The sequence below is a fragment of the Mesorhizobium robiniae genome (genome assembly GCF_040545535.1).
GTDB lineage: Bacteria > Pseudomonadota > Alphaproteobacteria > Rhizobiales > Rhizobiaceae > Mesorhizobium > Mesorhizobium robiniae.
Genome location: NZ_JBEPMC010000017.1, coordinates 82,343 through 106,035, shown reverse-complemented (window position 1 = coordinate 106,035; position 23,693 = coordinate 82,343). Strand labels below are relative to the sequence as shown.

The following is a 23,693-nucleotide window of genomic DNA, read 5'->3' as shown; positions in this document are numbered from 1 at the left end:
GCCTTTCGGTGACCGCAAAGCGCAAGATGTGGCCGCAGAGCCCCTGGCCAGAGATGGCTGGACGAAGTGAACCGGGAACTGGAACAGAGTGCTTTTTCGACGCCGCAAGCCTGATGGTTTTCTCGAGCGGGTGCGTACCTATCTGTGGCCACGCCGCTCTTTCTCGCGCTCGCTGCGTTATTTTTTCAAGCGCATCCTGCGGCTAAAGGCTACTCCACATGCTGTGGCCGCCGGTGTCGCGGCTGGCGTGTTCGCATCGTTCTTTCCGCTCGGCTTTCACTTCATCATCGCCTTCGCCGTCTCTTGGCTGATCGCGGGGAATCTGGTCGCGGCCGCACTCGGCACGGCATTCGGCAACCCGCTGACCTTCCCGTTGCTGTGGGGGGCGTCCTGGGAGACCGGCAAGCTGGTTCTGCACGAGCAGCTGCCGGCGCATGGGCCGCCCGCGCATCTCGGCGAGATGCTGCACAACCTTTCCTTTTCGCAATTATGGGGACCGGTTTTGAAGCCGATGACCATCGGCGCCGTACCGCTCGGCCTGATCTTCGGCCTTTTGTTCTACGGCATCACGCGCTGGGGCATGGCCACCTTCCGCGAACAAAGACGCTTGCGCCTGGCAGGCAGAGTTGGAACGGCCGGACGGGAAGTTCCCGCCGAATGATCATCGGTATCGGCAGCGACCTGATCGACATCAGACGCATCGAAAAATCGCTGGAGCGCCACGGCCAGCGCTTCATCCAGCGCATCTACACCGAAGTCGAACAGGCCCGCTCCGACAATCGCGGCGCCCGCGCCGCCTCCTATGCCAAACGCTTCGCCGCCAAGGAGGCCTGCGCCAAGGCGCTGGGCACCGGTATGGCGCAAGGTGTTTTCTGGCGCGACATGGGCGTCGTCAACCTGGCCAGCGGCAAGCCGACCATGGCACTGACCGGCGGGGCGGCGGCGCAGCTGGACAAAATCTTGCCTGAAGGGCACAGAGCGGCAATCCACCTCACCATCACCGACGACTTTCCGCTTGCTCAAGCCTTTGTGATCATCGAGGCGTTGCCCGTCGAAGAAGCGCCATATTGATTGCATCTGACCACCGGCATGACGTTGCCCAGCGCGCGCCGAGACTCTATACCAACCAACGCATAATCGAGGACGACATGAGCGTGGCTGAAAAATCCCAGAAGAAATCCGGCGGGCTTGGCGAAACCGTCAGCGTCATCGTCCAGGCGCTTTTGCTCGCTCTGGTCATCCGCACGCTGCTTTTTCAGCCATTCTCTATCCCGTCCGGGTCGATGCGGCCGACCTTGCTCGAAGGCGATTACCTGTTCGTCACCAAATGGTCCTATGGCTTCTCCCGCTATTCGCTGCCGTTCGGGCCGGACCTCTTTTCGGGCCGCATCTGGGGCGCCGAGCCGAAGCGCGGCGACGTGGCGGTGTTCAAGTTCCCGCCGGACCCCTCCGTCGACTATATCAAGCGCGTCATCGGCCTGCCGGGGGACAAGATCCAGGTCAGGGACGGCCAGCTCTTCATCAATGGCGTTGGCGTACCACGCCAGAAGGTCGGGCAGATCGACAATCGCGACATCACCGAGGAGAACGGGCCGGTCGACGTCTATCGCGAGACTTTGCCGAACGGCGTCAGCTATGACACGCTCGACCTGACGCCGAATTCGATCGGCGACAACACCCGCGAATTCGATGTGCCGCCTGGCCACTATTTCATGATGGGCGACAACAGAGACAATTCCTCGGACAGCCGCTTCACCGTCGGTTTCGTGCCCGACGAGAACCTGGTCGGTCGCGCCAACCTCATCTTCTTCTCGATCGGCGGCAGCGCCAGCCCGCTCGAAATCTGGAAATGGCCGTCGCTGATGCGCCCGTCGCGCCTGCTCCATTTCGTCAATTAGGGCCATGGCGGCGACAAAACGGCTGACCGTCGACGCGCTCGCCGAAGCGCTCATGGAGCGCACAGGCCACGCCTTTGCCGACCGCCAGCGCCTGCAGCGCGCGCTGACCCATGCCAGCGCTCGCAGCAGCCATGCCGGCATGGACTATGAGCGTTTCGAATTCCTGGGCGACCGCGTCCTCGGCCTGGTCGTCGCCGACATGCTGCTGGCGGCATTTCCGGACGCTGCCGAAGGTGAGCTTTCGCTCAGGCTCAACGCGCTGGTCAATGCCGAGGCGCTGTCGCAAATCGCCGAGGAGATCGGCCTGCCGGAGCTGATCCGCGCCGGCTCGGACGTGCGTGGCCTCGATGGGCGCAAGCGCGTCAATTTGCGCGCCGACGCGCTGGAATCGCTGATCGCCGTGCTCTATCTCGACGGCGGGCTGGAGGCGGCCCGCGCCTTTATCCACAAATACTGGCGGCCGCGCTCGCAGGCCATCGGTGCCGCCCGCCGCGACGCCAAGACCGAACTGCAGGAATGGGCGCATCAGGCGGCAGCCGCCGTGCCGGTCTACATGATCGACAGCCGCGAAGGACCGGACCACGATCCGCTGTTCACCGTCAGCGTCAGGGTTGGCGCCTATTCGCCGGCAACCGGCAGCGGGCGCTCCAAGCGCGAGGCCGAGCAAGCTGCCGCTACCGCACTGCTGTTGCGCGAAGGCATCTGGCTAAATAAGGGGAGCGCGGCATGACCGCCACCGAAGACGTCACGCCGGCGACCGAAGCTGCCGCCACACACTCCGGCTTCGTCGCGCTGATCGGCGCGCCCAATGCGGGGAAATCGACACTGGTCAACCAGCTGGTCGGCGCCAAGGTGTCGATCGTCACCCACAAGGTGCAGACGACGCGCGCCATCGTGCGCGGCATCGCCACGCATAAGAACGCACAGATCGTCTTCGTCGACACGCCGGGCATTTTCAAGCCGAAGCGACGGCTGGACACGGCGATGGTGACGACCGCCTGGGGCGGCGCCAAGGACGCCGATATCGTGATGTTGCTGATCGACGCCGAGCGCGGCATCAGGGGCGACGCCGACGCCATCCTGGAACGGCTGAAGGATGTCCGGCAGCCGATGGTGCTGATCCTCAACAAGGTCGACCGGGTCAAGCCGGAGGCGCTTCTGGCGCTGTCCGCGGCAGCGAATGAAAGAGTGCCGTTCAAGCGCACCTTCATGGTCTCGGCGCTAACCGGGTCGGGCTGCAAGGACCTGCTCGACTATCTCTCGGAAACCCTGCCTGCCGGCCCCTGGTATTACCCGGAAGACCAGATCTCCGATCTGCCGATGCGTCAGCTGGCGGCCGAGATCACTCGCGAAAAGCTCTATCTCAGGCTGCATCAGGAACTGCCCTATTCCTCCCACATCGAGACCGAGAAATGGGAAGAGAAGAAGGACGGTTCGGTGCGCATCGACCAGACCATCTATGTCGAACGCGACAGCCAGAAGAAGATCGTGCTCGGCCACAAGGGCGAGACGATCCGTGCCATCGGCCAGGCGGCACGCATGGAGATATCAGGTATTCTCGAACAGAAGGTGCACCTGTTCCTGTTCGTCAAAGTGCGCGAGAACTGGGGCGACGACCCCGAGCGCTACCGCGAGATGGGGCTGGAGTTTCCGCATTAGAGCATGTTCCCGAAAAGTGGGAACCGGTTTTCGGAAAAGATCGTGCTCAAACAAGAAATCACTATCGACACGGCTATCGTGAGCCGGTTGGTCGCCACGCAATTTCCCCGATGGAAAGATCTTGCTGTCAGGCCGGTAGCATCAGGCGGATGGGACAACAGGACCTTTCGCCTCGGAGACGATATGCTCGTGAGGTTGCCGAGTGCGGCGGCCTATTCCTTGCAAGTGGAAAAGGAACATCGCTGGCTGCCAAGGCTTGCGCCCCTGCTGCCGCTGCCTGTTCCGGTCCCACTGGCGATGGGAACCCCTGCCTACAATTATCCCTGGCATTGGTCCGTGTATCGCTGGATCGAAGGCGAGACGGCGACGCTGGAGCGTATTGCCAGCCTGCCGCAATTCGCGGCCAGCCTGGCCGAGTTCCTAGTCGCCCTGCAACAGATCGATCCCGCCGGTGGACCGGCGCCAGGGCAGCACAACTTTTTTCGCGGCGGACCACTGAGCGTCTATGACGGCGAAACCCGGCGAGCAATCGCAGCCCTCGACGGCAAGATCGATACAGGCGCCGCGAGCGCGGTGTGGGAAGCCGCGCTTGCGGCGACATGGCACGGCGCGCCCGTCTGGTTCCACGGTGACGTCAGTTGGGGAAACCTGTTGGTCAGGCAAGGCAGTTTGAGCGCAGTGATCGACTTCGGGACGTCCGGCGTGGGCGATCCCTCGTGCGATCTGGCGATAGCGTGGACGCTTTTCGAAGGGGAAAGCCGCGAGGTGTTTCGCGCGGGTCTTCAGGTCGATGAGGCCACCTGGGCACGGGGCCGTGGCTGGACGCTATGGAAGGCGCTGATCACGGTGGCCGGACATATAGACATCGATCCAGTCGAAGTTGAAAAGTCGCGACGCGTGATCGATGAAGTGCTTGCCGACCATCAGCGCATGGCATGATGACGCCGAATGTTGGTTCCGGCGTTGGACGGACTTCGAACGAGCCAAAGCGAAAGCGGGCAAGTTTGTTCTTGCTTTGTGCACCCAGTTATGCTATCAATTTGGGCATAGTGCTGATTTGCGCCAGCGACCGCCGCCGAGGCGGTTTTTTTATTCAGGCTTCGCCATTCGTCGGCGTGGCGGTCCACAAGCCTTTTGCCGATCCGAGTTCGGAGCCTTGGCATCCGATTACCCAACCTTGATTTCGCCACCGAAGCGGTGACAAGCTCCATTCATGGAATGGCGCGACGAGGGAATCATTCTCGGCACCCGCAAGCATGGCGAAACCAGTGCCATTCTTGAGGTCATGACCCGTGCGCATGGCCGCCACCTCGGCCTTGTGCGCGGCGGCCGCTCGCGCAAGCAGCAGCCGGTTCTGCAGCCCGGCAATCGCGTCGACCTGTTGTGGCGGGCGCGGCTCGACGAACATCTTGGCACCTTCCAGGCCGAAGCGATCGAGATGAACGCCGCGCGGCTGATGGACAGCGCCGTCGCCATCTATGGGCTGCAGACCATGGCCGCACATCTGCGCCTGCTACCGGAGCGCGACGCCCATGGCGGCCTCTACGAGACGTTGGCCGTGATGATCGCCCATCTGGACGATGCGAACGCCGCCGGCGAGCTGGTGGCGCGCTTCGAGCTGCTGATCCTCGACGAACTCGGCTTCGGCCTCGATCTCAGCCAATGTGCCGCGACCGGCGCCAGGCAGGACCTTGCCTATGTCTCGCCGAAATCCGGCCGCTCCGTATCGCGCGCCGCTGGCGAACCGTGGCGCGACAAGATGCTGCCGCTGCCAGCCTTCCTGCAGCGATCTGGCCTGCGCGCCGATCCGCCGGCAATCGAGGACGCGTTCCGGCTGACCGGCTTCTTTTTTACCCGCCATGTCTACGAGCCGCGCGGCATCGAGGCGCCCGGTGCCCGCGCCGGCTTCCTCGCCGCCTTGCGCAAGCACCACGCGCCCGGCAAGACCCTGATCGAAGAACCTGCCGGAGAAATCACCAGATGAGCGAAGTGGAGCTCTACCCCGGCCGGGTCTCGCCGCTCGGCCTCGGCACCATTCCGCATGGCGACATCCTCGAATACACCGGCCTGGAATTGCTCCAGCGCATCATCGACAACAAATACCCGGCGCCGCCGATTTCCTTCCAGCTCAGTTTCGACCTGACCGAAGTGTCGGAAGGGCGCGCGGTGTTCCGCGGCATGCCGAACGAGCGCTATCTCAATCCGCTGGGCGGTGTGCATGGCGGCTGGGCCGCGACGCTGTTGGATTCGGCCCTTGCCTGCGCGGTGCAGACGCTGCTCGACAAGGGCGAGGCCTATACGACGGCGGAGTTCAAGGTGAACCTGACGCGGCCGATCACGCCGAAGACCGGCGAGGTGGTGTGTGAGGGCAGGGTGGTGCACAAGGGCCGCACATTGGCGGTTTCGGAGGCAACGCTGAAGGATGCCAACGGCAAGCTGCTGGCGTTCGGCACCGAAACATGCTCGATCTTTCCGGCCGCCAATCTGGCGGCGCGCTGACTCGGCTGGCCGTTTAGCCGCCGTGTTTGTCGGTAACTACTGGCCGGGTTTGGGGGAACCGCCATGTTCGAAAGCCTGATCGGCCTGGTCGCGATCATCGCGCTGTTCGTCATTATCTCGCGTCAGCAGAGCCGCATCGGCTTGATCGAGCGCGAGCTTGGCGCGTTGCGCAGCCTCGTGCTTTCAGGCGTGGATGTGGCGCCGCCGCAGACCAAGCCGGTAGAACCGGCCGCAAACGACAGCAAGCCAGCCGACGCGGCGCCAGCGACTGACATTGCGCCGTCATCGGCGGGTGAGGCTGCGGAAAAACCGCTCACGGAGACTGAGGCCGGGGAGGTCGCACCCGGACCATGGGCTGCAGGCGAAGCGGCGCCAGCTGGATCAGCACCTGCGCAACCGGCCGCAGCGGCGGCGAAAGCGGCCCAAAAATCCGACCAAAAACCCGACATTGAAACGGCGCTCGGCACCCGCTGGGCTGTCTGGGTCGGCGGCATCGCGCTGGCGCTGGGCGGCCTATTCCTGATCCGATACACCATCGAGGCCGGCATTTTCGGTCCCGGCGTGCGGCTGAGCATGGCAGCAATGCTCGGGCTGGTGCTGGTCGCCGTCGGCGAGTTCATCCGCCGCACCGGCTTCAGGGTGCCGGTGCAGGGCGTCGCCGGCGCCTATATTCCGGCGATCCTGACGGCGGCCGGTGCTTTCATCCTGTTCGGCACGGTTTATGCTGCGCATGGCGTTTACGGCTTCATCGGGCCGGCGCTCGCCTTCACGCTGCTAGGGGCCATCGGCGTGGCGACGATCGTGGCCGCGCTCGTCCACGGCCAGGCGCTGGCCGGCATCGGCCTGCTCGGCGCGGTGGTGACGCCGATGCTGGTCGCTGCGCAGGCGCCCAATCCTTGGGCGCTGTTCGGCTATCTCGCGATCGTGCTTGCCGCCACCGCCACCATCGCCCGCCTGCGCGACTGGAAATTGCTGATGGCGGCGGCATTCGTCGGCACCGGTCTCTGGACCGTTCTTTACATGACCGATGCCCCAGGCGCCAACCTGCCCGTCATCCTCTTTATCAATGCGGTGACCCTGGCCGTGCTTGCCTTCGTCTGGCTCGGCCATCGCGGTGGCGAAGCTGAACCCGCCAGGAGCTTCGACTGGCCGTCGATCGCACCTGGTTTTTTCGTCGGCCTTTCGGCGATGGCGCTATTCGTCGACCCCGCATACGCTGCCGCCGGCGACGCTCTGTCGGGAGCAGCCCTTATAGCAGCCCTGGTCGCGGTAGCGCTCTACCGGCCGCTGGCTCTGGCGCTTCTGCACGCCGCAGGGCTGGCGACGGTGCTGGTCTATCTCGGCATCATTCCGCCAACCTCGATTGCTTCCGACCTTGCCAGTGGCCTGAGTGTCGATGGACTGCCCGCCGTGGCATCCGATGCCCGGATGCTCAGGATCGGCATCGCACTCGGGCTTGTCTTCATCGGCACCGGCTTCTGGGCAGCGCGCAGATTTGCCGCATCGGCACAAATCCGCGCCGCCTCGTGGGCAGCGTGGGGCGTCGTCGCGCCGCTGGTCATTCTGTTGGCGCTCTGGTTCACCTTCGGCAATCTCGACCGCGATCTTGTCTACGCGGCGGTGGCAGCGCTTCTGGTCGTGGTCTTCGCCACCGGCGCCGAGTGGATCGCGCGCGGTGAAGAGCCGCCGCTGCAGGGCGGGGCGGCCGTCTCGTTCGCGCTCGGCGGGGCAGCAGTTGCCGGCCTGCTGATGCTCTACATGGCCTTCGGGTCCGGCTGGACAACAATGCTTCTGGGTGCCGCGGCCATCGTGCCGGCGCTTGCCACCCGCTGGCGCGCCTATCCGGTGCTTGGCTGGATTTCGGTTGGCGCGGTCGTCGCGGTGCTCGGCCGTGTTGCCTTCGATCCGACAATCGTCGGCGCCGAGTTTCTGTCGAGGACGCCTGTCTTCAACTGGCTGCTGCCGGGATACGGCGTGCCGGCGCTCGCCTTTGGCTTTGCAGCGTGGCAACTCGCCCGCACCACAAATGGCCGCCCGCGCCTCGCAATGGAGGCGGGCGCTGCGCTGTTTGCGCTGCTCACCATTGCCATATTGGTGCGCCACGCCATGCATGACGGCGTCATCGACACGGGGGCTGCGACGCTCGCCGAGCAGGCGATCTACACGCTGATCGCCCTCGGCGCCGGCGCCATCCTGGTCGCCATCGACATGCGCTCGCCAAGCTCGGTGCTGCGCCATGGTTCGCTTGCCGCGGGCGTGGTCTCGGTCGCCTTCGTCCTCGTCCAGCATTTCCTGGCGCTGAACCCGCTGTTTACGGACGAATCGACCGGCCGGATCCCGGTGTTCAACCTGCTGTTCCTTGCCTATCTCTTACCGGCCATCGCCGCCGGGGGGCTCGCGCTCTATAGCAGAGACAAGCGGCCAAAATGGTACGCCGCGATGCTGGCGCTGGTGGCGGCACTGCTTGCCTTCGTCTATGCGACGCTGTCGGTGAGGCGGCTGTTCAAGGGCGAGTTCATCGGCCTGTGGAGCGGCCTCGGCCAGCTCGAGACCTACACCTATTCAGCCCTGTGGCTGATCATCGGCGTGGCGCTGCTCACCGCCGGTGTCTGGCTGAAGTCGCAGGTGCTGCGCATCGCGTCGGCCGCGCTGATCTCGGTCGCCGTGCTGAAGGTCTTCCTCTTCGACATGTCGGAACTGGAAGGCGTTCTGAGGGCGCTGTCCTTTATCGGCCTCGGCGCGGTGCTGATCGGCATCGGCCTGTTTTATCAGCGACTGCTGACAAGAGCGGCCAAATCCGAAGCCGGATAGTATTCAGGCCAGATCGGTCTGCAAGAAATCATTGCCCTTGTAGAGCAGGGGTACCCGGTAGGCCTTGGCACATGCATAGCTAAAGCAGTCGCCGAAGTTCAGCTTGGCGGGATGGCCGACGTATCGACCATAGTCGCGGGCGGCTTTGATGGCGAGTTCGCGGATGCGTGTATCCATTGGAACTTCCACTGCCCTAAGCTCGGCCAGGAAGTCCATCACGATCATTTGGCCTCGATCGATCAAGGCTGGTGGTGTCGAGGTCTGGTCGCCATTTTCCGCTATGGATGTGCTGCGGGCTATCGCGACGATCGCTTCAAATGCGGAACTCGGCGAGAAATAGAGCTTTTCGGCATTTTCAATCTTTTTTAGCAGACTGTCCGCATCTGCCTCCTCCAAGAGGATCGCGATGATGGCGGAAGCGTCAAGGAACATCAGGTTCTCCCCATCCTTCGTCCATGAATTTTTTCATATCGAAGTTCGGGTCACGGGGTCCAAGTGCTCTTGCGGCATCTTGAAACTTTTTAATGCGCTCGCGCAGCGGAAGAACCGCGTTCGTCCGTTCGAGCTCGCGCTTGAGAGCGATCCGCACCGCTTCCGTCTTTGTGGGCGCCTTGATGGCAGACTGCAACTGACGAGCCAGCGCGTCGACCTCGTCATCCCGGATGTAAAGAGACATATTCGAGTTCCTCGCCCGTCGTATATTCCAAATTGAATATACGGGATATACATCGTTGAATATACATTCTCCAGGACGCGTTTTCAAGGCTGCGGACGCATTTCGACCCGAGACTTAGTCTACCGGGCGAATGGCAACGCGACAGAACCTATCTCCGTTTCCGGCCGGGAATAAATCGCCCACCGCCAGCGTTACTATAGCGCTTGGGTGACCGGGGCGGCGGACCGCTTCGCGCTGGCCGCTTGCGCCGCGCCGTGAAGGCGCGTTCAATCGTTGAACAGAGGCGACCTCAGAACCAGCGGTCATGGACGAAAAGAAGGCAGCAATCCTTGGCGAAATACCGCGCCTGCGCCGTTATGCGCGCTCGCTGCTGCGCGACCGCGATTCCGCCGACGACCTCGTTCAGGATTGTCTCGAACGGGCGCTGGTGCGGCTCGACAACTGGCAGACTGGAGAAAGCCCCAGGAGGTGGCTGTTTACGATTATGCATCATTTGTTCATCGACCAGATGCGCAAGTTGAAGCGGCGCGGCGACGCAGCCCTGCTGCCGCTGGAAGCGGGAGAAGTGCAGGCAACGCCCGCCGAGCAGGTGGAGAGCATCGCCTCGCGCGAGATTATCGACGCATTGCAGGCCATCAGCCCCGACCGGCGCGCGGCACTCGTCATGGTCGCCATCGAAGGCTTTTCCTATGCCGAGGCCGCGAGCATCCTCGGCGTGCCGGCCGGCACGCTGATGTCGCGCATCGCGCGCGGGCGTGAGGAGTTGCGCGGGCTGCTGGACGACGCCGCGCGCCGCCGGGCGATAAGGATCGTCGAGAAATGACCCGGCGCGATTTTTCCGAACGTGACATTCACATGGAGCTCGATGACGAGTTGCCGGGCGACGAGCGCGTGGCTTATGACGCCTGGCTCGATGCTAATCCTGAAATGAAGGCGAGGAGCGCCCGTTATGTCGCCGACCGCGCAGCACTTCGTGCCGCCTTCGCTGGCGTGCTCGATGAGCCGGTGCCGGCGCGGTTGCAGAAGATCGTGTTCGGCAAGGCGCCAGTCAGGGCGGCGGCATCACGCTCGCGCTGGTGGCTGGCGGCTGCGGCAGCGGCCGTGCTGGCCATCGGCGGTGTTGGCGGTTATGTCGCCGGCCTCGACCATTTTGGTCTGAAAGACCCGGCCGAGGACCAACTCGCCGAGCAGGCGATCGCAGCCCATGTCATCTATGCCGCCGAAAAACGGCATGCGGTGGAAGTGCCCGCCAGCGACAAAGATCATCTGCAGACCTGGCTGTCCAATCGGGTCGGCCTGAAATTAGTCGCACCGGATCTTGCGGCGGAAGGGTTCCATCTCGTCGGCGGCCGGCTGCTGCCGGCGGGTGAGAGCAAGGCCGCGATGCTGCTTTATGAAGACGACAAGGGCGAGCGCATCTCGCTCTTCGTCACGGCTGAATCGGCCGAGAAGACCAAGGGCACCTATGGGTCGGAAGAGAACGGCCCCGAGGCGATCTACTGGCTGGACAAGGGCTATGGCTGCGCCGTCGTTGGCTCGCTGCCGCGCGCGCAGCTGACTGCGGTGGCGAAGAGCGCCTACAGCCAGCTTCTGGCCGGACTGGCCGGCTGAACGGTCAATGTTTTCCGAAGCTGGCGCTGTGGGCGAAACACGATCCTGTTCAAGTCCTTGCACCAATCTGCAGCGCCACGTACCCTCATGCACCGGGCCCAAACTGTCACAATTCGGCCCGAATCGAGGTGCGATAGCGCTTGACGGATGCTGGCGCTTCGGCTGGTGTTATCGACGTTTCGACCAGGGCCTTTTCCACAACCCAATCGAGGTTTTCTGAGCCCGCATGCCTGCCGAGATTCGCACGGCCCGCGCGTCCGACGTCGATGACCTCGCGGCCATCGAGAAGGCTGTTTTCTCAAGCGACCGCATTTCTCGCCGTTCCTTTCGCCAATTGATCGAACGCGAGACCGCCGAGATGCTGGTCGCCGAAAGCGAGGGCCGCATCGCCGGCTATGCGGTCGTGCTGTTTCGCAAGGGCAGCGGCGTTGCGCGGCTCTATTCCATCGCCATCGATCCATCTTTCGGCGGGCTCGGCATTGGCCGCATGCTGCTGGGGCGAGCCGAGGAGGTCGCCTTCGAGCACAACCGCATGATGCTGCGTCTTGAGGTGCGCGAGGACAACGGTCGGGCCATCCGCATCTACGAGCAGAGCGGCTACCGCAAGATCGGCCGCGAGCCGGGCTACTACGAGGACGGCGCCACGGCGTTGCGCTACGAGAAGACCTTGCGCGGCGACATTCCTGTCGCCACCAGGGTGCCGTTCTACCAGCAGACCTGCGAATTCACCTGCGGTCCGTGCTGCCTGATGATGGCAATGGCCAATTTCGATCGCGGCTTCGTGCCCGACCCGGTCATGGAAATCCGCTTGTGGCGCGAGGCGACGACCGTCTTCATGATGTCGGGGCCGGGCGGCTGCGAGCCGTTCGGCCTCGCCGTTGCCGGCCACGAAAGTGGGCTCTCTGCCGAGATCTATGTATCCTTCCATGGTGCGCTGTTCCTGCAGTCGGTGCGCAGCCACGACAAGCGCCGGGTGATGGAGCTGGCGCAGGTCGACTTTCGCCGGCGCGCGGAACGTTACGGCATCCCGGTGAATTACCGTCCATTCGCCATTGACGACATCCGCACGGCGATCGCAGAAGGAAAACTCGTGTTGGTCCTGATCAGCGGCTTCCTGATGTTCGGCAAGAAGGTTCCGCACTGGGTGCTGGCCATCGGCGACGATGGCGATCATATCCTGATCCACGATCCCTGGGTCGAAGACGAGAGACAGGAAACCATCCTTGATGCCGCCAACATTCCGGTGCCTTACGGCATCTTCATGAACATGGCGCAGTTCGGCCGCGACGGACTGCGCGCCGCCATCACCCTCGGAAAGCGCGACAGCCAATGACTTGGGTCATCCTTACCGGCCGGCAGAACGACCTCGATCAGGTGGCGACACCGCACAAGATCATCACCAATCGCGATTATCTTGCGCATCCGGCGCTGTTTCGCGGCCAGCGGCCGAAGGTCATCAACCTGTCGAACAATTATGGCTACCAGAGCCGAGGCTACTATGCCTCGCTGCTCGCCGGCTCGCGCGGCCACAAGGTCATTCCGACGGTCGAGACGATGATCGACCTGTCCGAGCGCAAGCTCTACGAGCATGCGCTGCCGGAGCTGGAGTTGGCGCTGAACAAGTGCCGCAAGGATCTCGGCGGCGCCTTTCCGCAAAAAGTCTGTATCTTCTTTGGCATCGGCCCGTCGAAGATATGGGATCGCTTCGCCAAGCTTTTGTTCGACTGGTTCCGAGCGCCGGCGCTGGAGGTCCACATCACCGACAGCGCCGAATGGGCGTCGATCCGCAAGATCGGCTTCCATCCGCTGGCCAGGATGACCGAGGAGGAAGAAAAGCGCTTCCTTCAGTGCCTCGAGACTTACACCAACCGCGAATGGCGCGACACCAAGGGTCGCACGCCGTCACGCTACACCTTCGCCACGCTGGTCGATCCGCATGAGGAACTGCCGCCGTCGGAGATCTCGTCGCTGCGCTACTGGGCCAAGATCGCCGAAAAGATGGGCGTCGAAATCGAGCCGATCACCAAAAAGGATCTGGCCAAGCTCGCCAATTACGACGCGCTGTTCATCCGCGAGACCACCTCGATCTCCAACCACACTTACCGCTTCGCCCGCCGCGCCCAGCAGGAGGGCATGCCGGTCATCGACGACCCGCTGTCGATGATCCGCTGCACCAACAAGGTCTATCTCAACGAGCTGATGACCTACAATAAGGTGCCGGTGCCGCCGACGGTGATGATCGCCGGCATCTCGGACCTTGAAGTGGCGGCGCAGACGCTGGGTTTTCCGCTGGTGCTGAAGATCCCGGACTCGTCGTTTTCGCGCGGCGTCAAGAAATGCGGCACCTTCGAGGAGCTGAAGACGCTTGCCAGCGAATGGCTTGAGGATTCCGACCTTCTGATCGCGCAGAAATTCATTCCGACCGAATATGACTGGCGCGTCGGCGTGCTCGGCGGCCAGCCTCTGTTTGCCGTGCACTATCTGATGGCCAAGAAGCACTGGCAGATCGTCAATCACAAGGCGAACGGCAAGCCCGACCAGGGCGGCATCAAGACTTTCACCCTGAAGGAGGCGCCGGCCCATGTCGTCGAGACGGCGGTAAGGGCAGCGCGCTGCATTGGCGACGGCCTTTACGGCGTCGATCTCAAGGAGACCAAGGACGGCGTCTTCGTCATCGAGGTCAACGACAATCCCAATCTCGACCATGGCTGGGAGGATTCCGGCGAAAAGGACGAGGTCTGGGTACGGCTGACGCAGTGGTTCCTGGAGCGGCTCGACCGGCCGGGGCGATAATCATCAGAGTAGGGGGCAGAGATGCTGTTTTTCGTGACCGAGGATTTTCGCGGCTGTGACCGTAAGGAGATCTACCGCCGCTTCCGCGACCAGGGTCGCCTGAAACCAGACGCGCTCGTCGTGCATCACAGCTGGATCGCAGCGGATATGAGCCGCTGCTTCCTGCTGGTGGAGGCCGATGACGTCACGCTCCTGCAGCGCTGGGTCGTCGAATGGGCGGATCTGGTCGAATTCGAGATCGTTCCCGTGGCGACGAACAAGGACATGGTAGAGGCATTGAGCGGCCATCTCTGAGCGAACAATCGCCGTTATTGGCTCTCAGATGGCCGAGCGATCAACGCCGGCGAACCCACCGAGCGCAGGCATTCCTCGATCAGCCACGCCTTGAACGCCGCCACCACGTCGCGCCTCAAGCTTCTTTGCGGGATCGTTAGGCAATAGGGCTGGCGCAGCTCCAGCGCCTGTGCGACGGGCCTGACCAGCCTGCCATCCTCCACTGCCTCGGCGCAGAAGACGCCCTGCGCCAGCGCCACGCCAAGGCCTGAAATGGCCAGATCGAGCGCCGCCCGCGACGAGTTCGCCGACAGACCGTGCTGGCTGGCGCGGCCGGGTTCGATTCCCGCCGTCTCGAACCAGTTATGCCAGGACGGAAAGGAGGCGCCTGTCGGTCCCCAATTCGTGTGGATTAACGGCAGGCTGGCAAGGGCGGCGCCGTCAAGGCCGCCGATCCCTCTTGCCATCATGGGTGCGCAAACGGGATAGACGGCGTCGCTCACGATTTCTTCGGTTGTCTGGTCGCGATAGTGGGAGCGCCCATAGGAAAGACGTATATCGATCAGGTCACGGTCGAACGACACCGGATCGTCATCGCCTCTCAGCGATATATCGACCGCGCCATGGCTGGCGACAAAGCTCTTCAGACGCGTCGAGAGCCAGCCCATCGCCATGGATGGCGGCACCGAGACGACAAGCCGCGATCGAAACTCCGCGCCGCCGAGCTCGCGCGACACGCTGCCGATCTCTTCGAAGGCCGTTGTCAGTCGAGGCAGCATTTCCAGGCCGGCGTCGGTCAGCACGGCACGACGGTTGGCCCGGTGAAACAACTTGCGGCCCATCTGGTCCTCGATGGTCCGGATCAACTGGCTGACCGCGGCCGCCGAAATCGATAGCTCTTCGGCTGCGGCGGCAAAGCTGCCGCGGCGCGCCGCGGCCTCGAAAGCCTGGAGTCCCCGCAAGGACGGAAGTGCGACCATGGCGACCCAATAGATAAGTTAAGCTTATCTAAATTGCAGAAATCCTCGTTTTGCGAAAGCTGTTTTGGCGATTAGGCTCCTCCGATCGACAGTGCGGGATCAAACCAATGGACCATCGCGACGTGATCGCTTCGCTGACGCAGCAACAGCGCGATCGGCTGACCGCCAAGTCGGATCGCCTCGGGCTGCTGCAGCTTGCCGGTCATTGGGGCGCGATCATCGTCATTGGTGCGCTGATCATCGCCAAGGTGCCGTACTGGCCGCTGCTGATGCTGCCGCAAGGCATCCTGATCGTTTTCCTGTTCACGCTTCTGCACGAGACGGTCCATCGCACGGCTTTCGAAACACAGCGGCTGAACGATTTCATGGCGCGCGTCTGCAGTCTGGCGATCGCGCTGCCGGCCGACTGGTTCCGCTATTTCCATTTCGCCCACCATCGCTTTACTCAGGATCCGGAGAACGACCCGGAACTGGCCTTTCCCAAGCCCGAAACCTGGCGTCAGTATCTGATCCACGTCTCAGGCATTCCGGTGTGGTGGGGCCACTTCAAAACGCTCTACAGCAACGCCAGTGGTGGCTGTCGAGACAGCTATGTGCCGCCGAAAGGCCGGCCCAAGGTGCGCGCCGAGGCCCGCGCGATGATTGCCTTCTATGCTGTCGTGCTGGTGCTGGCCGTCTGGTTCCGGGCAACCACGCTGCTCTATGTCTGGATCGTGCCGGCGCTTTTGGGACAGCCGTTCCTGCGCCTCTATCTCTTGGCCGAACATGGGCGTTGTCCGCTTGTCGCCAACATGCTGGAAAACACCCGGACTACTCTGACCAACTGGTTTGTTCGCAAGCTCGCCTGGAACATGCCGTTTCACGCCGAACATCATGCCTATCCGGGTGTGCCGTTCCATCAACTGCCGGCGTTTCACGCCCTGATCGAGCGTCATCTCAAGGAGATCGAAGCCGGTTACGTGCGTTTCCACGAAAAATATGTCGAGACGCTGCGCTGATAGCGCCCGTCGCATTCAGCTTGATCGCCCGATCGCAGCTCTCGTCTTCAGCGAGCGGTTGATGTCGGCCGGCTTCGACGGCACGCCGATCAAATAGCCCTGGGCCTCGACGCAGCCTTCGCTGCGCAGGAACTCAAGTTGTTCTTCGGTTTCGACGCCCTCGGCGGTGACGGTGATGCCAAGCTGCGCACCGAGCCCGATGACCGTCCGCACGATCGCGGCCGTGTCGCGGTTGTCGATGTCGCGGATAAAGGAGCGGTCGATCTTGATCTTGTCGACCGGAAAGCGGTGGAGATATCCGAGCGAGGAGTAACCGATGCCGAAATCGTCCAGTGCGATACGGATGCCGAGGTCGCGCAACTGCCGGAGCGTTCTGAGCACTGTCTCGCTCTCGTCCATCAGCACTGTTTCGGTGATTTCCAGTTCAAGCCGATCGGCCGGCACGCCGGAAAATGCCAGCGCGGAGATGACGCTTCGGGCAAAAGTGCCGCTTTTGATCTGCACTGCCGAGACGTTGACTGCGATACGCAGCCCATGCGGCCAGCCCGCTGCAACCGTGCAGGCTTTCCTCAGCGCCCATTCTCCCAGCGGCACGATCAGCCCAATTTCTTCCGCAACCGGGATGAAGTCGTCTGGCGGCACCAAGCCGCGTGCCGGCGAACGCCACCGCATCAAGGCTTCGGCGCCGACGATTTCGCTGGAAGCGATGTTCATGATGGGTTGGAAATCCAACTCAAATTCCCGCTGCTGTAGCGCTGTGTCCAGATCGGTTTCAAGTGCGCGGCGCGCCCGCACCATCGCATCCATGCCTGGCTCGAAGAAGCGATAGACATTGCGTCCTTCGCTTTTTGCCCTGTAGAGGGCCATGTCGGCATTTTTCAGCAGTGTGTCGGCATCCCTGCCGTCGTCGGGAAAAAGGGCGATGCCGAGGCTGATGCCGACATGCATATCGCGGCTTTTGTCGCGAAACGGTTTTCCTATGGTGTCGACAATGCGTTTTGCCAGTTTTTCCGCATCGCTGGCAACTTTTGGGCTGGCATCTTTTGGGCTGGCACTCTTTGAGCCGGCGCGTTTTGTATTGAACTGGATGATGACGAACTCGTCGCCGCCGAAACGAGCGACTACGTCCGTTTCGCTGCGCAAACACCGTTGCAGCCGTTCGGCCACGCATTTCAGCAGCCAGTCGCCGGCCGGATGCCCCCAGGTATCGTTGACGGCCTTGAAGCGGTCGAGGTCGAGCGAAAATATCGCCAGGTCCGTGGCCTCGCCCAGGGCCCGGTCGAGCCGTTCGCGAAACATCGATCGATTGGGCAGGTTGGTCAGCGTATCGTGATGCGCAAGATGGGTCATGCGCTCTTCGACGCGCCTGCGTTCGGTGACATCGTCGAACGTCGCCACCCAGCCTCCGCCACTCATCGGCCGCCGTACGACCAGAAGCGTTCTGCCGTCGCCAAGATGGCGGTCTGTCGATCGCATTTCCCCGGCTTGAAGGCTGGCCACGGTGTTCGAGATTTCATTGTCGATATCGATCCCCGTATAGACGGCCAGGCGTACGAGCTGCTCGAGCAGATCGCGGTGGCTCATACCAAGCGGAAAGTCGGCCGGCGTCACGCGGTATAGTTCCAGAAAACGTCCGTTGCGCACGATCAGCCTGCCATCGGCATCGAACATCAAAAGCCCTTGCGACATGTTGGCCAGTGCCGCGTCGAAGCGGCGGTGCTGCTCCTTCAGCTCCTGCTCGGCACGCCGTTGCTCGGTGATGTCCTCATAGATCGATACCCAGCCACCCGAAGCCAGCGGCCGGTGCGAGATGTTGATGATGCGGCCATCCGACAATGTTTCCTCGTAGGTCGAGGGTTTCGCCCGGTCGATATAAGGCTTGCGGATAGCGTAGAGTTCTTCGGCGCTGTGCGAGGCGACACCGATGTCGACGCTGTGCTGGAGAATGTCGAAAAACCGGATGCCCGGCTGCACGATCTCGGCGTCGAGGCAGAAGATGCTGATGTAATTGCCGTTGCATATGATCATGCGCTCGTCGGCATCGAACATGCCCAGGCCATGCGACATGTTCTCGACGGCGGCCGAGAAACGATCATTCTGTTTGCGCAGCTCGTCCTCGATCCGCGGCAGGCCCACGCCTTCGGCCCTCCGTCCGCGGACGGGCAAACCAGCCTTGGCATGAGCGACGGACATGAGGCGTGCCTGCAGACCGTGATCGAACACGGCACTGTTGCCCTTTCCGGTTAATTTAACGTTTTTCGGTCGCGCGGTGCCACGGCATCCCGACTGGTTACAAACACGATGACTTTGATAAATTGCAGTCGTATACGTTTAATATCTTATGTTTAGCATAGAACCATGGCTCGGAATGCAACGGTCTAAGGAGAGGGAGCAAGTTCATGAGCAAGGTTACGATAAAAACGCCGATGCAATATCTAGACAAGGCCATGGGTGCATTGCGTGATCTTGGTCTTGCGCCTGATAAGACCGAGGATGCCCCGATCGTGGGACTACTGGAGAAGATCAGCGATCTCGCTCCGGATAAAATCGCCGTCATCGCGCGAACGCTCGGCCAGATGAGCGTCTTCAATGAGGTCGTTCGCGAACAGATCTCGGAAATGTCGACCGCCGAACGATACGAGAAGATCACCAAGGGGTTCAATTCGATCCGTGACGATGCCAAGCGCATGGTTGATCAGATTTCCGACGGCAAGCTCGACATCTTCGAACGGGCCACGAACGTCTGGATGAAGATATCGCGCGGTGACGTGGCACGGCGTTTCGACGAGATAAAGGATGTCTATCTCGACGTCGCCAAGGACACCAAGTCCAACATTGAGCGCGAGCATGTGATCCTGGAGGCCTATCGCGACTTTCGCGGGGCGATGAAGCAAGCCGAGGTATCGGCTCTCGAGGTGCTGAAGCTGGCCGAGGACAAGCTCGGTGGCGCCAAGTCGGATCTCGCCAAGGCCTCCAGTGAGGTGGCTGCTTTTACCGCCAACGATCTTGCCGGGCGCGCCAAGCTGGAACTCGTCCGTGACGAATATCTGCGCATCATGCAAAACGAGGAGAACCGCTATCAGGTCGCCAAGGATCTCGCCGACAATCTGACGATTGGCTACAACACCTCCGAAGTGATCATGGCGCGTCTCGTCCAGACGACCAATGCTAAGGAACGTGTCTATCAGCAGTCCGTCTCCTTCTTCTCGACCAATGAATCGGTGCTGACGGCGCTCAAGGCCTCTTTCACCGGCCTCTTCGGGCTGCATGAATCGACCCAGACCCTGAATGCAATGAAGGAAGGGGTCTCGAAGTCGATCGAAGTGCTGGCCGAGATTGGCGGCAAGATCCAGGAAGAGGCGATCAAGGCCGGCTACGGGCCGACGGTTCGGGCGGATGCGGTAAAGAAACTCGTGGATTCCGTCGTCAGCTTCCAGGAGCATTCAGCCGACATCATCGCCGAGATGCGCAAGCTTTCGACACAGAACTCCAAGGAAATCCGCGACGCTGTGGAAGATGGCAAGCGCCGTCTCGCCAAGCTTGCGGAACAGGGCAATGCGCTGACGATCGATGGTTGACGCCGCCGCTACGGCCGCGTCCGGCGGCGCGCCGCAGACGCCGAAACTCAGCGAACTCATGCTGGCGATGGATGTCGTCGACACGCTTCGCCATCATGAGGGACTGGTCGCCAGGGAACTCGGCGGGGATGCGCGCGACGATGCGCTGAAGGCGCGTCTCAGGCAGATCTACGAGGACCAGGGTCTGGAGGTGTCGGACCGGATTCTCGAGGAAGGCATTCAGGCGCTCAAGGAGAGCCGCTTCGTCTACACGCCTTCGCCGCCGAGCTTTGGCCGGACCATGGCCGGGCTCTGGATCCGTCGCGGCAGGGTCGCTGTCGCCATTGTCGCGATTCTGGCGATCGTGGCGGCGCTGATCGGCTGGCAGGCATGGACCCGCCATACGCAACGCCAGGCAACCGAGCAGGCCCAGATCGAACTGAGCGACACGCTGCCCCGCGCACTCTCTGTCGCAGCCGATGCCGCGCGCGGCGAAGCCCGTGTTCCCGAGGCCGAGACCGCCATAGCCGGTCTGGTGACCGACGGCCAGGCGGCGCTTGCGAGGGGCGATGCGGCCGCCGCGAAGGACGCGATCGCCAAGCTGGGCGACCTCAGGTCCCGCCTCAATCAGCAATATGTGCTGCGGGTCGTGTCGCGGCCGGGTGAGGATACGGGCGTCTTCCGCGTCCCCGAAATCAATCCGGCTGGTCAGAATTACTATCTGATCGTCGAAGCGGTGGCGCCGGATGGGCAGGTGCTCAGCCTGCCGATCGTCAACGAGGAAACCGGGACGACGGACACGGTGACGAAATGGGGCGCCCGCGTTTCCGAAGCGGTCTTCGATGCGGTCAAACGCGACAAACTCGACGATGGCATCGTGCAGAACAACAAGCTTGGCGAGAAGCGGCGCGGTGCGCTCGAGATGGATTTCCTGACGCCGGTTCTGGGGATGATCACGAAATGGTAGAATCATGATCTCCGGCCGCCAAACCGCATCCTCCATTGAGCGCGCCATCCTCGGTGTGCGTGCCGAGGAGGAAAAGCTTGCCGTCATGGCGCGCACATCGGCCGAGGAAGCCGTGCGACTGCGAACCGAACAGGCCGAAGACTTCAAGGCGCTGGCCGCGATCCGGCTCGAGGCTCTCCTGAGCAAGGAAGTTGCAGGCGAGATCGATAGGGTGGAACGGCAGGCCCTCGATCTGGTCGAACGCGGGCGCCAGCGGCTTTCATCGGCGGCGGATCGTCGTGCAAGGGCGTTGGAGGCGGCGCACGCTGCGGAAGCCGAACATGCCGAAAAGGCCGCTGCCGTTGACGCCTTGGGCGATCGGATCGAGGGCCTGGCCGCCAGCGTGGAGGCATCGATCCAACAGGATGCCGCCTGGAAAGCCCAGCAGGAGCGGGTTGTCCGGGCGGAAGTTGTCGCCAAGGCCGGAGCGGAGAAGGCCGCGCAAGCCGAGAGCGACCGTCAATCCAAGGGAAAACCCTATGAGGACGACACCCTGTTCATGTATCTGTGGCGGTCGGGATATGGCACGAACGCCTATCGGGGCGGTGCTCTGGCCCGCTTCTTCGACGCAAAGGTAGCGCGTCTCATCGGGTACGACGAAGCGCGTCCCAACTACCATATGCTGAACGAAATTCCTCTGCGCCTGCGTGAGCACGCCGATAGGCTGGTCGAGAACATCGAGAAGGAAACGGCCAAGCGTGACGCGCTCGAACGCAAGGCACTTGAGGCCAAGGGTATCGTCGCCCTAGAAAACGAACTGGACGATGCCGAGAAGGCATTCGATGCCGCCGCCGCCCGGCTCGAAAAGGCCAAGGCTGATCTGACGGCGCTCGATGCCGATGGCGCCAGCGAAGCCGATCAGGATCCTGATTACCGCAAGGCCATCGAGATCCTGTCCGAACGGCTCGGCCGCCAGGATCTGCAAACGCTCTACAAAGAGGCGCTCGCAACACCGACCGCTGCGGACGAACAGATCGTTCAGAAATTACATGCGAGCGGGCAGAAGATCGCCCGCGCCGAGGCCGAGGTTCACAACATCCGCAAGACCGCTGTCGATCTCGCCAGAAAGCGCGCGGAACTGGAGCAATCGCTAAGCCAGTTTCATCAACGCGGCTATGGTGAGCCCATGGGCGGATTCACCAATGGCGACGTCATTGGGGGCGTGATCGGTGGCATTCTTTCGGGTGCGCTCAGATCCCGTAATCTCGACGATGCGTTGAACGGAGGCTTCCGTCAGCGCCAGCCGCGCTTGCCCGGAGGGTTCGGTGGTGGCTTGCGTCTGCCGGGAGGCGGGGGAGGCCGGCCGCCCGTAGGCGGCGGCGGATTCCGAACCGGTGGCCGTTTCTAGTTTCCGTATTCAGGGTACTTCTGGCGCCGCGATTTCTCGATGGCAGCATACCGCTTGAGGAATGCTTTTTGCGCCCAGGTCACCGAACGCGGCGTTAAATCGAAGCGCTCGGCGTTGAAGCCGCGCGGCCGGCCGAAGAACTCGGTCGCCTCGGCTGTGGAGAAGCCGGCCAGCAGCGTCGCCTCGAAATAGGCCGCGATCTGGTCGGCGCGCTTGATCTCTTTGCGCAGGCCAGCACCGAGCTCGACCGGCAGCGAAAAGCGCTGGTGGATGGCGCGCTGGAGTCGAAGCTCGCAATCCTTGTAGCTGCCGCCCATCACCGATTTGAACGGTGAGATCATGTCGCCGATCACATATTCCGGCGCGTCGTGCAGCAAAGCGGCCAGCCGCGCGTCGGCCGGGGCGTCCGGTACCAATTCGGAAAACAGCGCCTCGGCCAGCAGCGAATGCTGGGCGACGGAAAAGGCGTGGTCGCCGCTGGTCTGGCCGTTCCAGCGGGCGACGCGGGCAAGCCCATGGGCGATATCTGAAATCTCGATGTCGAGCGGCGAGGGGTCGAGCAGATCGAGCCGCCGGCCCGACAGCATGCGCTGCCAGGCGCGCGGCGGCGCGCCGGCACGGTCGGCCGCCATCAGGCCTCCTCCGCGCCGACGGATTCCTGCGGGCCAACGGTTTCCAGCGGAAAAGTGAATTTCGCCCAGGCAGGGATGGTGAGCGAGACAGTGACGTCATCCGCCATGATCGACTGGCCGGAGTCGAGCGCCGCTTTGACGCGGTCGATACGGGCTATGGCGAGGCCTGTCGTGCCGGCGGTGGAGCCAAGCGTGCCAACCGGTCGCCCGGCCACTGTCAATTCGGTGCCGGGAGCCGGCAGAGGCCGTTCGGCCGAAACGATCAGCACCCGCCGTCTGGCAGTACCGCGATGCTGCATGCGCGAGACCACCTCCTGGCCGACATAGCAGCCCTTCCTGAAGCCAACGCCGGCAATCTCATCGAGCAGCACATCATGCGGGAAGGCCTCACCAAGCTGATAGTCGCTGCCACTTTCGGCAATGCCATGGGCGATGCGCAGGGCATGCCATGCCGCCGGGTCGCCGCCCGCAGTAGTGGCGCCATAAAAGCGGCTGACGGCTGCGTCGAGGAACCGTGCATCGGCAATCCCGTTTGAATCAAATTGTGAAGCCGTTGATTCATCTCCCCACGCAACAGTGACAAGCCCCTGATCGGCCTCGGCAATCTCGACTTTGGCGCGCAATTTGTAGAGCGTCAGCCGGCGCATGAAATCGCCTGATATATCGGCTCGGCATTCGAGGCGGAAGGAATTCCCGCCAGCCCGCGAGATCAGGAAGTCGAACAGAATCTTGCCTTGCGGCGTCAGCAAGGCGCCGGGCTTTGCTTCGCCGGCAGCCAGTGCGTCGAGATCGGTGGTCAGAATGTTCTGCAAAAAGCCCTCCGCATCCGGGCCTGACACGGAAACGAGTGCGCGGTCTTTCAATTGGGCAAAGGGCATGGGTGGAAAGAACCTGATCTTGCAAAACGGTCGGCCATTACGTAAGCCGCTGGCACTCCCCCCGCAAGAGACCG

Annotated in this window: 24 protein-coding genes; 18 read left to right on the top strand and 6 right to left on the bottom strand. The window is 62.6% G+C overall.

All coding sequences use genetic code 11. The features are described 5' to 3' along the window. The first annotated feature begins 88 nt into the window (after positions 1–88). The 9 genes from ABID19_RS31785 to ABID19_RS31745 all read left to right on the top strand — a co-directional run bounded on the left by ABID19_RS31785 (position 89) and on the right by ABID19_RS31745 (position 8,867). Positions 89–661, top strand: coding sequence for a DUF2062 domain-containing protein (locus ABID19_RS31785; protein WP_354494639.1), 573 nt, complete (start codon positions 89–91; stop codon positions 659–661). Further along, complete coding sequence (acpS, locus tag ABID19_RS31780) at positions 658–1,071, top strand: holo-ACP synthase (protein ID WP_354494637.1); 414 nt, start codon at positions 658–660, stop codon at positions 1,069–1,071. Before ABID19_RS31785 ends, acpS begins: the two co-directional genes overlap by 4 nt. Before the next feature lie 77 nt (positions 1,072–1,148). Beyond that, the gene (lepB, locus tag ABID19_RS31775; protein WP_352928979.1) at positions 1,149–1,898 is read left to right on the top strand and encodes a signal peptidase I; all 750 of its coding nucleotides are present in this window, start codon (positions 1,149–1,151) and stop codon (positions 1,896–1,898) included. Between the two features lie 4 nt (positions 1,899–1,902). Further along, positions 1,903–2,628, top strand: coding sequence for a ribonuclease III (rnc, locus tag ABID19_RS31770; protein WP_354494635.1), 726 nt, complete (start codon positions 1,903–1,905; stop codon positions 2,626–2,628). After that, positions 2,625–3,557, top strand: coding sequence for a GTPase Era (gene era / locus ABID19_RS31765; protein WP_354494633.1), 933 nt, complete (start codon positions 2,625–2,627; stop codon positions 3,555–3,557). Before rnc ends, era begins: the two co-directional genes overlap by 4 nt. 3 nt (positions 3,558–3,560) lie before the next feature. Next, positions 3,561–4,496, top strand: a complete 936-nt coding sequence (locus tag ABID19_RS31760) for an aminoglycoside phosphotransferase family protein (RefSeq protein ID WP_354494631.1) — start codon at positions 3,561–3,563, stop codon at positions 4,494–4,496. A 274-nt stretch (positions 4,497–4,770) separates the two neighbouring features. Beyond that, on the top strand, positions 4,771–5,541 hold the full coding sequence (recO, locus tag ABID19_RS31755; protein WP_354494630.1) for a DNA repair protein RecO: 771 nt from the start codon (positions 4,771–4,773) through the stop codon (positions 5,539–5,541). After that, positions 5,538–6,056 carry a PaaI family thioesterase gene (locus ABID19_RS31750; RefSeq protein WP_352928972.1) on the top strand — a complete coding sequence of 173 codons (519 nt, stop codon included), beginning with the start codon at positions 5,538–5,540 and terminating at the stop codon, positions 6,054–6,056. Before recO ends, ABID19_RS31750 begins: the two co-directional genes overlap by 4 nt. Before the next feature lie 63 nt (positions 6,057–6,119). Next, the gene (locus ABID19_RS31745) at positions 6,120–8,867 is read left to right on the top strand and encodes a DUF2339 domain-containing protein (protein ID WP_354494628.1); all 2,748 of its coding nucleotides are present in this window, start codon (positions 6,120–6,122) and stop codon (positions 8,865–8,867) included. 3 nt (positions 8,868–8,870) lie between these two features. Here the strand turns inward: ABID19_RS31745 and ABID19_RS31740 are convergent, their stop codons facing one another. Then, positions 8,871–9,299 (bottom strand): type II toxin-antitoxin system VapC family toxin, encoded by a 429-nt coding sequence (locus ABID19_RS31740; RefSeq protein ID WP_354494626.1) that lies wholly within the window; start codon positions 9,297–9,299, stop codon positions 8,871–8,873. Further along, positions 9,289–9,543: a type II toxin-antitoxin system VapB family antitoxin gene (locus ABID19_RS31735; protein ID WP_354494625.1), complete on the bottom strand. Its 255-nt coding sequence runs from the start codon at positions 9,541–9,543 to the stop codon at positions 9,289–9,291. Before ABID19_RS31735 ends, ABID19_RS31740 begins: the two co-directional genes overlap by 11 nt. A gap of 304 nt (positions 9,544–9,847) precedes the next feature. Between ABID19_RS31735 and ABID19_RS31730 the strand changes: the two genes are divergently transcribed. The 5 genes from ABID19_RS31730 (at position 9,848) to ABID19_RS31710 (ending at position 14,241) form a co-directional block, all read left to right on the top strand. Then, the gene (locus tag ABID19_RS31730) at positions 9,848–10,366 is read left to right on the top strand and encodes an RNA polymerase sigma factor (RefSeq protein ID WP_354494623.1); all 519 of its coding nucleotides are present in this window, start codon (positions 9,848–9,850) and stop codon (positions 10,364–10,366) included. Further along, positions 10,363–11,154 carry an anti-sigma factor family protein gene (locus ABID19_RS31725; RefSeq protein ID WP_354494621.1) on the top strand — a complete coding sequence of 264 codons (792 nt, stop codon included), beginning with the start codon at positions 10,363–10,365 and terminating at the stop codon, positions 11,152–11,154. Before ABID19_RS31730 ends, ABID19_RS31725 begins: the two co-directional genes overlap by 4 nt. Positions 11,155–11,380: 226 nt before the next feature. Continuing rightward, positions 11,381–12,487 (top strand): peptidase C39 family protein, encoded by a 1,107-nt coding sequence (locus ABID19_RS31720; RefSeq protein ID WP_354494619.1) that lies wholly within the window; start codon positions 11,381–11,383, stop codon positions 12,485–12,487. After that, a complete protein-coding gene (locus ABID19_RS31715; RefSeq protein WP_354494617.1) occupies positions 12,484–13,947 on the top strand; it encodes a RimK family protein in 1,464 nt (487 codons plus the stop codon). Before ABID19_RS31720 ends, ABID19_RS31715 begins: the two co-directional genes overlap by 4 nt. Before the next feature lie 21 nt (positions 13,948–13,968). Continuing rightward, complete coding sequence (locus tag ABID19_RS31710) at positions 13,969–14,241, top strand: DUF3303 domain-containing protein (protein WP_354494615.1); 273 nt, start codon at positions 13,969–13,971, stop codon at positions 14,239–14,241. A 14-nt stretch (positions 14,242–14,255) separates the two neighbouring features. Here the strand turns inward: ABID19_RS31710 and ABID19_RS31705 are convergent, their stop codons facing one another. Then, positions 14,256–15,200, bottom strand: coding sequence for a LysR substrate-binding domain-containing protein (locus ABID19_RS31705; protein WP_354494613.1), 945 nt, complete (start codon positions 15,198–15,200; stop codon positions 14,256–14,258). A 107-nt stretch (positions 15,201–15,307) separates the two neighbouring features. On the opposite strand from ABID19_RS31705, the gene ABID19_RS31700 reads away from it, so the two are divergent. After that, on the top strand, positions 15,308–16,198 hold the full coding sequence (locus ABID19_RS31700) for a fatty acid desaturase family protein (RefSeq protein ID WP_354494611.1): 891 nt from the start codon (positions 15,308–15,310) through the stop codon (positions 16,196–16,198). A gap of 15 nt (positions 16,199–16,213) precedes the next feature. Here the strand turns inward: ABID19_RS31700 and ABID19_RS31695 are convergent, their stop codons facing one another. Further along, positions 16,214–18,391, bottom strand: a complete 2,178-nt coding sequence (locus ABID19_RS31695; protein WP_354494609.1) for a putative bifunctional diguanylate cyclase/phosphodiesterase — start codon at positions 18,389–18,391, stop codon at positions 16,214–16,216. 206 nt (positions 18,392–18,597) lie between these two features. On the opposite strand from ABID19_RS31695, the gene ABID19_RS31690 reads away from it, so the two are divergent. Genes ABID19_RS31690 through ABID19_RS31680 form a run of 3 tightly spaced genes read left to right on the top strand, consistent with a single transcriptional unit; the run spans position 18,598 to position 22,109 of the window. Further along, on the top strand, positions 18,598–19,776 hold the full coding sequence (locus tag ABID19_RS31690; protein ID WP_354494607.1) for a cell surface protein: 1,179 nt from the start codon (positions 18,598–18,600) through the stop codon (positions 19,774–19,776). Beyond that, positions 19,769–20,722: a DUF6384 family protein gene (locus tag ABID19_RS31685; protein ID WP_354494605.1), complete on the top strand. Its 954-nt coding sequence runs from the start codon at positions 19,769–19,771 to the stop codon at positions 20,720–20,722. Before ABID19_RS31690 ends, ABID19_RS31685 begins: the two co-directional genes overlap by 8 nt. Positions 20,723–20,726: 4 nt before the next feature. Next, positions 20,727–22,109 carry a hypothetical protein gene (locus tag ABID19_RS31680; RefSeq protein WP_354494603.1) on the top strand — a complete coding sequence of 461 codons (1,383 nt, stop codon included), beginning with the start codon at positions 20,727–20,729 and terminating at the stop codon, positions 22,107–22,109. Here ABID19_RS31680 and ABID19_RS31675 read toward each other — a convergent pair. Both ABID19_RS31675 and ygfZ read right to left on the bottom strand, forming a co-directional pair. Continuing rightward, a complete protein-coding gene (locus tag ABID19_RS31675) occupies positions 22,106–22,741 on the bottom strand; it encodes an HD family hydrolase (protein WP_354494601.1) in 636 nt (211 codons plus the stop codon). The two genes, ABID19_RS31680 and ABID19_RS31675, sit on opposite strands and share 4 nt — an antisense overlap. Further along, on the bottom strand, positions 22,741–23,619 hold the full coding sequence (gene ygfZ / locus ABID19_RS31670) for a CAF17-like 4Fe-4S cluster assembly/insertion protein YgfZ (protein WP_354494599.1): 879 nt from the start codon (positions 23,617–23,619) through the stop codon (positions 22,741–22,743). Before ygfZ ends, ABID19_RS31675 begins: the two co-directional genes overlap by 1 nt. Between the last annotated feature and the right edge of the window lie 74 nt (positions 23,620–23,693).

Bases quoted from the DNA above. Each gene is read 5' to 3' on its own strand.
- acpS (WP_354494637.1), top strand. From the start codon at position 658: ATGATCATCGGTATCGGCAGCGACCTGATCGACATCAGACGCATCGAA.
- lepB (WP_352928979.1), top strand. From the start codon at position 1,149: ATGAGCGTGGCTGAAAAATCCCAGAAGAAATCCGGCGGGCTTGGCGAA.
- rnc (WP_354494635.1), top strand. From the start codon at position 1,903: ATGGCGGCGACAAAACGGCTGACCGTCGACGCGCTCGCCGAAGCGCTC.
- era (WP_354494633.1), top strand. From the start codon at position 2,625: ATGACCGCCACCGAAGACGTCACGCCGGCGACCGAAGCTGCCGCCACA.
- ABID19_RS31760 (WP_354494631.1), top strand. From the start codon at position 3,561: ATGTTCCCGAAAAGTGGGAACCGGTTTTCGGAAAAGATCGTGCTCAAA.
- recO (WP_354494630.1), top strand. From the start codon at position 4,771: ATGGAATGGCGCGACGAGGGAATCATTCTCGGCACCCGCAAGCATGGC.
- ABID19_RS31750 (WP_352928972.1), top strand. From the start codon at position 5,538: ATGAGCGAAGTGGAGCTCTACCCCGGCCGGGTCTCGCCGCTCGGCCTC.
- ABID19_RS31745 (WP_354494628.1), top strand. From the start codon at position 6,120: ATGTTCGAAAGCCTGATCGGCCTGGTCGCGATCATCGCGCTGTTCGTC.
- ABID19_RS31740 (WP_354494626.1), bottom strand. From the start codon at position 9,299: ATGTTCCTTGACGCTTCCGCCATCATCGCGATCCTCTTGGAGGAGGCA.
- ABID19_RS31735 (WP_354494625.1), bottom strand. From the start codon at position 9,543: ATGTCTCTTTACATCCGGGATGACGAGGTCGACGCGCTGGCTCGTCAG.
- ABID19_RS31730 (WP_354494623.1), top strand. From the start codon at position 9,848: ATGGACGAAAAGAAGGCAGCAATCCTTGGCGAAATACCGCGCCTGCGC.
- ABID19_RS31725 (WP_354494621.1), top strand. From the start codon at position 10,363: ATGACCCGGCGCGATTTTTCCGAACGTGACATTCACATGGAGCTCGAT.
- ABID19_RS31720 (WP_354494619.1), top strand. From the start codon at position 11,381: ATGCCTGCCGAGATTCGCACGGCCCGCGCGTCCGACGTCGATGACCTC.
- ABID19_RS31715 (WP_354494617.1), top strand. From the start codon at position 12,484: ATGACTTGGGTCATCCTTACCGGCCGGCAGAACGACCTCGATCAGGTG.
- ABID19_RS31710 (WP_354494615.1), top strand. From the start codon at position 13,969: ATGCTGTTTTTCGTGACCGAGGATTTTCGCGGCTGTGACCGTAAGGAG.
- ABID19_RS31705 (WP_354494613.1), bottom strand. From the start codon at position 15,200: ATGGTCGCACTTCCGTCCTTGCGGGGACTCCAGGCTTTCGAGGCCGCG.
- ABID19_RS31700 (WP_354494611.1), top strand. From the start codon at position 15,308: ATGGACCATCGCGACGTGATCGCTTCGCTGACGCAGCAACAGCGCGAT.
- ABID19_RS31695 (WP_354494609.1), bottom strand. From the start codon at position 18,391: ATGTCCGTCGCTCATGCCAAGGCTGGTTTGCCCGTCCGCGGACGGAGG.
- ABID19_RS31690 (WP_354494607.1), top strand. From the start codon at position 18,598: ATGAGCAAGGTTACGATAAAAACGCCGATGCAATATCTAGACAAGGCC.
- ABID19_RS31685 (WP_354494605.1), top strand. From the start codon at position 19,769: ATGGTTGACGCCGCCGCTACGGCCGCGTCCGGCGGCGCGCCGCAGACG.
- ABID19_RS31680 (WP_354494603.1), top strand. From the start codon at position 20,727: ATGATCTCCGGCCGCCAAACCGCATCCTCCATTGAGCGCGCCATCCTC.
- ABID19_RS31675 (WP_354494601.1), bottom strand. From the start codon at position 22,741: ATGGCGGCCGACCGTGCCGGCGCGCCGCCGCGCGCCTGGCAGCGCATG.
- ygfZ (WP_354494599.1), bottom strand. From the start codon at position 23,619: ATGCCCTTTGCCCAATTGAAAGACCGCGCACTCGTTTCCGTGTCAGGC.